Origin of the sequence: Lysobacter zhanggongensis (assembly GCF_046638635.1) — a bacterium.
GTDB classification, from domain to species: Bacteria; Pseudomonadota; Gammaproteobacteria; order Xanthomonadales; family Xanthomonadaceae; genus Novilysobacter; species Novilysobacter luteus.
This window is the reverse complement of record NZ_JBJXHK010000099.1, coordinates 1-6,841: the sequence shown is the minus strand read 5'-3', so window position 1 is coordinate 6,841 and position 6,841 is coordinate 1. Positions and strand designations below refer to the sequence as shown.

4 protein-coding genes and 1 pseudogene are annotated in these 6,841 nt (G+C 70.3%); 3 read left to right on the top strand and 2 right to left on the bottom strand.

What is annotated here, in order from left to right; all coding sequences use genetic code 11:
- Positions 1–57 precede the first annotated feature (57 nt).
- Complete coding sequence (locus tag ACKVMH_RS12020; protein WP_459167113.1) at positions 58–801, top strand: thiol:disulfide interchange protein DsbA/DsbL; 744 nt, start codon at positions 58–60, stop codon at positions 799–801.
- 78 nt (positions 802–879) lie between these two features.
- On the top strand, positions 880–1,623 hold the full coding sequence (locus tag ACKVMH_RS12015) for an endonuclease/exonuclease/phosphatase family protein (RefSeq protein WP_215220233.1): 744 nt from the start codon (positions 880–882) through the stop codon (positions 1,621–1,623).
- Between the two features lie 45 nt (positions 1,624–1,668).
- Here ACKVMH_RS12015 and ACKVMH_RS12010 read toward each other — a convergent pair whose 3' ends face one another.
- Positions 1,669–4,578: a TonB-dependent receptor plug domain-containing protein gene (locus ACKVMH_RS12010; RefSeq protein WP_412700468.1), complete on the bottom strand. Its 2,910-nt coding sequence runs from the start codon at positions 4,576–4,578 to the stop codon at positions 1,669–1,671.
- 136 nt (positions 4,579–4,714) lie between these two features.
- Positions 4,715–5,512, bottom strand: a complete 798-nt coding sequence (locus tag ACKVMH_RS12005) for a sulfite exporter TauE/SafE family protein (RefSeq protein ID WP_215219331.1) — start codon at positions 5,510–5,512, stop codon at positions 4,715–4,717.
- Between the two features lie 70 nt (positions 5,513–5,582).
- Between ACKVMH_RS12005 and ACKVMH_RS12000 the strand changes: the two are divergent.
- Positions 5,583–6,841 (top strand): annotated as a pseudogene (locus ACKVMH_RS12000) (hypothetical protein); the annotation flags it as partial.

Genomic DNA, 6,841 nt, shown 5'->3' with positions numbered 1-6,841 from the left:
GCCGAGGCGCCGGCACGCACGCCGGGCCCGGTCGTCCCGCCCACCGGCCCGGCGCCGGTGGCCGGCCAGGATTACATCGTGATCCCGGGCGGCACCCAGTTCACCCCGGGTAACGACATCGAGGTGGTCGAGGTGTTCGGCTACACCTGCCCGCACTGCGCCACGTTCGAGCCGCTGGTGAGCAGCTGGGCGGCGAAGTTGCCGGCCGACGTCGGCTTCGAGCCGGTGGCAGCAGCGTTCGGCGGCTACTGGGAGCCCTATGCGAAGGCGTTCTACGCGGCCCAGGCGATGGGTGTTGCCGAGCGCAGCCACGATGCGATGTTCCGCGCTGTCCACGTCGACCGCAGCCTGCCGGTGCAGCCGCTGCCGACCGACGAGCAGCTGGGCCAGTTCTACGCGCAATTCGGGGTCGACCCGAAGCAGTTCGCCAGCACGATGTCGAGCTTCGCGGTGAAGGCCAAGATGAACCAGGCCGGCCAGTTCCTGCAGCGCAGCGGGGTCGACTCCACCCCGGTCCTGATCGTCGACGGCAAGTACCGCGTCACCGGCCGCAGCCACGAAGAAAACCTGCGCATCGCCGAGCACTTGGTGNTGAAGGCCAAGATGAACCAGGCCGGCCAGTTCCTGCAGCGCAGCGGGGTCGACTCCACCCCGGTCCTGATCGTCGACGGCAAGTACCGCGTCACCGGCCGCAGCCACGAAGAAAACCTGCGCATCGCCGAGCACTTGGTGGCGATGGAACGCGCCGCCGATGCCGGTGCCGCCCCGTCGGCCCCCGCCGACGGCGCCAGCGCCGACTGAGCGACACCGGGCACCGTGTCCAGCCCAGGTCCCGACCAGCAACCCGCCGTTGCGGCGCCGCCGCGCGGCGCGCGGCGGTTGCGGCTACTCAGCGCCAACATCCAAGCCGGGTCCAGCACGCGCGGCTACCACGACTACGTCGCGCGCAGCTGGTCGCACGTGCTGCCGGCCGGCAACAAGCGCGGCAGCCTCGACCTGATCGCGCAGCTGGCCGGGCAGTACGACATCGTCGGCCTCAACGAGAGCGACCCCGGCAGCCTGCGCTCGGGGTTCACCAACCAGACCCACTACCTCGCCCAGCGCGGCGGCTTCGACTACTGGAGCCACCAGCCCAACCGGCGGGTCGGCGGGGTGGCGTCCAGCGCCAACGGACTGCTCAGCAAGCTCGAACCGCGGGAGGTCATCGACCACTCGCTGCCGGGACGCATCAGTGGCCGCGGGGTCCTGATGGCACGTTTCGGTGACGGCGACGCGGGACTGGTGATTGCGGTGGCGCACCTGTCGCTCGGGGCGACGTCGCGCGCGTCGCAGTTGGGCTTCATCGCCGAGCTGCTGCAGGACCATCCGCACGCGGTGCTGATGGGTGACTTCAACTGTCCGGTCGAACGGCCGGAAATGCAGGCGCTGTTCCGCACCACCCGGCTGCAGCCGCCCGCGTGCGTGGTGCCGACGTTCCCCAGCTGGCGTCCGCAGCGCGCGATCGACCACATCCTGATCAGCGACGGGCTGGCGTGCTCCGACACCTGCGCGATGCCGGCGGCGATGTCCGACCACCTCGCGCTGTCGCTCGAGCTGGACGTCCCCGAAGAGGCGCTGTCCTGACACGCGGCCGGTGGCGAACCACCGGCCGCACCTTGACCGCTCCGATCAGAACCGCAGGTCGGCCCGCATGTAGAAGTAACGGCCACCCGGGATGTCGTAGGTGGAAGCGTCGTAGCCGTTGAGCGAGCACGACAGGCAGATCGGCGGATCGTCGTCGAGCAGGTTGTTCACGCCGGCAGTCAGCTGCAGGCTCCTGAAGACATCGAACCGGTACCCGACCTGCAGGTCGTGGTAGGTCATCGCCTCGAGCGTGTTGGTGCCCTCGGCCTGGTTGCCGCAGATCGGGAACGATGCGGCGTCACCGCAGTTCTCCTCCAGCTCGCTGATGTGGCGCACGCTCCACGAGGCGTTCCACGGGCCGCGGCGCCAGTCGAGCGTAGCGGTCGAGGTCCAATCCGGGATCGCGCTGTCGTTGACCTCGATGCCCACGCCCTGCGGCTGGCGCTGGCCCGCCGCGCCGACGGCGTCGTAGCCGGTCACGAAGGTGTTCTGCCAGATCACCTTGAACTGGCCGGCCGCCATCTCCGGCAGGGTCCAGAACACGTCGGCATCCCAGCCGGCGGTCTTGATCGAGCCCAGGTTGGTGAGGCGGTTGTTGAACGCGCTGATGCCGCCGATCGGCGAACGCTCGATGCCTTCGCAGTACAGCGGATCCAGCGTCTCCACGCACAAGTTGAGCTGGGTCTGGGCGTCGATGGCCTGGACCGCGCCGTCGATGCTGTGGCGGTAGTAGGTCAGCTCAAGGTCGAGCCGGTCCGACCACGACACGCCGCTGGCCAGCGACGGGCTGAACACCAGCCCCGCGGTGAAGCTGCGCGCGGTCTCCGGCTCGAGGTCCTCGTTGCCACCGGTGGTGACCGATATCTGCGAGTTGGTCTGCTCGGCCCCGACCGGCACGCCGAGCGCGGCGCAGTTGCCCGGGTCGCCGGTCGGCGCGCTGCCGTCGGTGCCGACCAGGCAGGGGTCGTCGATCTGCAGGTCGGCCCGGCTCGGCGAGCCGAACAGTTCGCCGATCGACGGCGCGCGGAAGCCTTCGGCGTACGTGGCGCGCAACAGCAGCTCGTCGGCCACCTGCCAGCGCAGGCCGTACTTCGGCGTGAACTGTCCGCCGAAGGTGGAGTAGTCCGAATAGCGCCCGGCCAGGCTCAGGTCCAGGCTCTTGCCGAACGCGCCCTCGGTGATGAGCGGCACGTTGAGCTCGAGGTAGGCCTCGTTGACGTCGTAGTCGCCCGAGGTCGGCAACGACGGCACGCCGTTGTAGAAGCCGGCGACGGTGAGCGGGTCGGGCGTGTACGAACCCTCGTAGCGGCGATGCTCGATGCCGGCGGCGGCCGACAGCGGGCCGGCCCACAGTTCCAGCAGGTCGCCGGAGATGTTGGCCGTGAACTGGCTGAGCTTCTGCTCGCTGCGGTCGTGCACGACCGGCTGGATGAAGGCCAGCATCTCCGGGGTGATGGTGCCCGGGCCGCCGAACAGGTTCAGCGGCACGCAGCCCGCCACCGCGGCGCAGGCCGCCGGGTCACCCAGCGCGAGGGCGATGTTGCGGATGTCGTAGCTGCCGAAGTTGGTCTGCTCGGCCTCGTTGCGGCTGTGCGCCGCGTTGACGTCCCAGAACCAGGTGCGATCGCCGGCGGTGAAGCTGCCTTCGAGCCCGGCGCCGACGTACTGGGTGTCGACCTCCTGCTCGAACACCCGCGGACCGCCCTCGACCGGACGGCGGCCAAGCAGGATGAAGTTGAGCTCGTTCTCCGGCGTCGCCGGGTCGTCGACCGAAACCAGGTCGAACCCGAACGGGTTGTACGGGTTGTCGGCCGAGATGAACATGCCGTCGGAGATCGGGTTGCCGGTACCGGCGTCCGCACCCAGGAAGATCGGCTCGGGCGCGGCCTGGTTGACCGACTCGCGGCGGTTGACCAGGGCCTTCGCGTAGGCGTGCACGGTGTCGCTGAAGTAGAACCGGTACTGGCCGAACAGCCCCATCCGCTTGGACGGCGTCAGCAGCATGTTGTACTGGGCGAAGTTGAAGCGGTCCGGCGTACCGAAGCAGTGGTAGTCGTCGGTGCGCTCGCAACCGGTCTGGGCCGGGTCGTAGGTCGGGTCGCTGGCGCCTTCGTTGGGCGTCAGGTCGAGCGTGGCGCCGGTGGCCGGGTCGGTGAAGATGAAGCGGCCACGCGGCGTGCCCGAGCTGCCGAATGCCAGGCCGGTACCCGGCACCGGAAAGCTCGCCTGCTCGCGGGTGTTCGCCAGGATCTCGTCCTGCTCGACGTAGCTGGCTCCCAGGAACAGGTTGCTGCGGTCGGTATTCATGCCCCATGCCACGTCGACGCCCTTGCTGGTGCCGTCGCCCTCGCCGTACTGGCCGACGTTGAGCGACAGCTGCCCGCCTTCGAAGTTGCGCCGGGTAATGATGTTGACCACGCCGGCAATGGCGTCCGAGCCGTACAGCGATGACGCACCGTCCTCGAGCACGTCGATGCGCTCGACGATCGCCAGCGGGATGGTGTTGAGGTCGGTGGTCGCGCCCACGCCGGACGCGGAGGACTCGTTGACCCAGCGCATGCCATCGACCAGCACCAGCACGCGCTTGGCGCCCAGGTGGCGCAGGTCGACCTGGGCCGAACCCGCGCCGACGCCGTCGCCGTTGGGCGAGAAGCCGAAATTGCCGGACGAGTTGAACTTGGTGTTGAGCGCGGAGCCCGCGCCGGTGAGCTCCTGCAGGATGTCACCGACCGAGGTCAGGCCGGTGCGCTCGAGGTCCTCGCGGCTGAGGGTCTGGACCGGTGTCTGGCTTTCGATCTCCGCCTTCTTGATGCGGGTACCGGTGACCTGGACGGTGTCCAGGGTGGTGGCGCTGGATGGCTGCGGCGCGTCCTGGGCAACGGCCAACCCGGGGGCGGCGGCAATCAGGCACAACGAAACGGCGGTCGCCAGGCGATGGCGATGGGGTGCGTTCATCGACTTCTCTCTCCATAGAAAAACGATCAAGGGCGCCGCACCCCTGTCTGCGGCGTGGTTCCGGTTGTAAACAATTCATGACCCCGCCACAACCGGCAAAGGGCACCCGCCCCGGGAGCAGGCCGGTCGCGAACCGCTATCGGCCTGCCAGCAGGCTCACCCCGACCGCCACCAGGAACAGCGCGAACACCCGCTTGAGGACGTCGCCGTGCAGCCGGTGGGCGAGCCGGGTGCCGTACGGCGCGGCCAACACCGATGCCACCGCCACGCCGATGGCGGCGGGCAGGTACACATAGCCGATCGCGTGCTCGGGCAGCGCCCCGGGCGGCGCGTGCAGCGCGTAGCCGGCGGCGCTGGCCAACCCGATCGCCACGCCGCAGGCCGACGAGGTCCCCACCGCGCGCACCGGTGCGACACCGCGCCAGACCAGTAGCGGCACCGTCATGCTGCCTCCCCCGATGCCGACCACCGCCGACAGTGCACCGATGCCGGCGCCTGCGCCGCTCATCGCCGGACCGCGTGGCACCACCGCATCTCCGCCGCCCGTGCGCGGCTTGCCGAAATGTAACTGCGCGGCCGCCAGCAGGCAGTAGCCCGCCACCACGTAGCGCAGCACGTCATCATCGATCCGCACCGCCAGGCCGCTGCCGAGCCAGCCGCCCAGCAGCAATCCCGGGACCATCCAGGCGACCGTCGGCCACAGCACGCTGCCGCGCCGCGCGTGCGCACGTGCCGAGGCCGCCGCGGTCAGCACGATGCTTGCCAGTGAACTCGCCAGCGCCGCGTGCATCGCCGCCTCGGCCGGCACGCCCAGCAGCGGCAGCAACCACGCCAGGGCAGCCACCAGCACCAGCCCGCCCCCCACGCCGAGCAGGCCCGCGAGCACGCCCGCGACAACACCCAGCAATGGAAACAGCAACCACTCGATCGACATGCGGACTCCGGGTCGGTGAGGTGAACGCGCGAAGCTGAAACGTTCACTTTCGCCTCGCTATATTCGCCGAATGGTCCCCCGCCCGCTCTACCTCGCCTTCGCCGCGCTGGCGACGACGTTCGCCACCGTCGCCTGCGCCCAGTCCAACCCCGTCCCGCCGGCCGAGCCCCCGACGCGGACCGCGACACCCGTGGCACCGCCCGTCGCTGGCCCCGCGGTAGCGCCGGTGGTCGACCCGCGCCTGGAGCGGATCGGCGCGGCCATCGAGGCGGCCGAGCGCGGCAGTTTCGACGCCGCGCGCGACGGTGACCTGACCGATCACCCGTTGTACCGGTGGGTCGAGTACGCCGGCCTGCGCCGCGACATCGACCTGATCACGGCCGACCGCGCGATGGAGTTCCTGCAGCGCTACCGCGGTGACGCGGTCGCCGACACCTTCCGCGAAGTGTGGCTGGCCGCCGCCGCCCGGCGCGACGACGATGCCGCGTTCCTGGCCGCGTGGAGTGACCAGGTCGACTCCACCAAGTTGCGGTGCGCCAAGCTGGGCGCGCAGCTTGCGCTGGGCCGTACGGACACGCAGTGGACCACCGACGCGCAGGCGATCTGGAACGGCAGCAAGGGGCAGTCGCTGCCTGACGATTGCGATCCCGTGTTCGCGGCGCTGGCCGAGCGCGGCGGCCTGACCGGCGCGATGCGCTGGCAGCGATTCGACGAAGCCGCCGCCGCGTGGCAACCGGGGGTCATGCGCGCGATCGCCCGGGACCTGCCGGAGGCGGAGCGCGTGCTGGCCGAAGACTACGCGGCGTTCATCGATGCGCCACATACGCGCGCGCTGCAATGGCCGAAGACCGAGCGCAGCCGGTGGGTCGCCTCACACGGCCTGGCCAGGCTCGGCAAGGCCGACCCCGATCGCGCTGAAGCACTGCTCCCGCAGTACGCGTCGGCGCTCCAGTTCACCGAGGCCGACCGGGGCCGCGCGCTGTACATGGTCGCGCTGTGGACCGCGGCCTCGCTGCTGCCCGAGTCCGGGCGACGCCTGGCCGCGGTGCCGGCGGCAAGCTACGACGAACGGTTGCACGAGTGGCAGGTGCGCGCGGCGATCGCGCGGTCGGACTGGCCGGCGGCGCTCAACGCGATCCGTCGCATGGGCGATGAGCAGCGCAACGATTCGAAATACCAGTACTTCGAAGGCCGACTGGCCGAACTGACCGGCGACCGGGCGAGCGCGCGGGCCCGTTACGCCGCCGCCGCCGACCAGCCCGAGTTCCACGGCTTCCTCGCGGCCGATCGGCTCGACCAGCCCTACGCGCTGTGCCCCGCGCAGGTCGA

What these genes read in the sequence shown, in the direction of transcription:
- ACKVMH_RS12010 (WP_412700468.1), bottom strand. Translation starts at nt 4,578, where the DNA reads ATGAACGCACCCCATCGCCATCGCCTGGCGACCGCCGTTTCGTTGTGC.
- ACKVMH_RS12005 (WP_215219331.1), bottom strand. Translation starts at nt 5,512, where the DNA reads ATGTCGATCGAGTGGTTGCTGTTTCCATTGCTGGGTGTTGTCGCGGGC.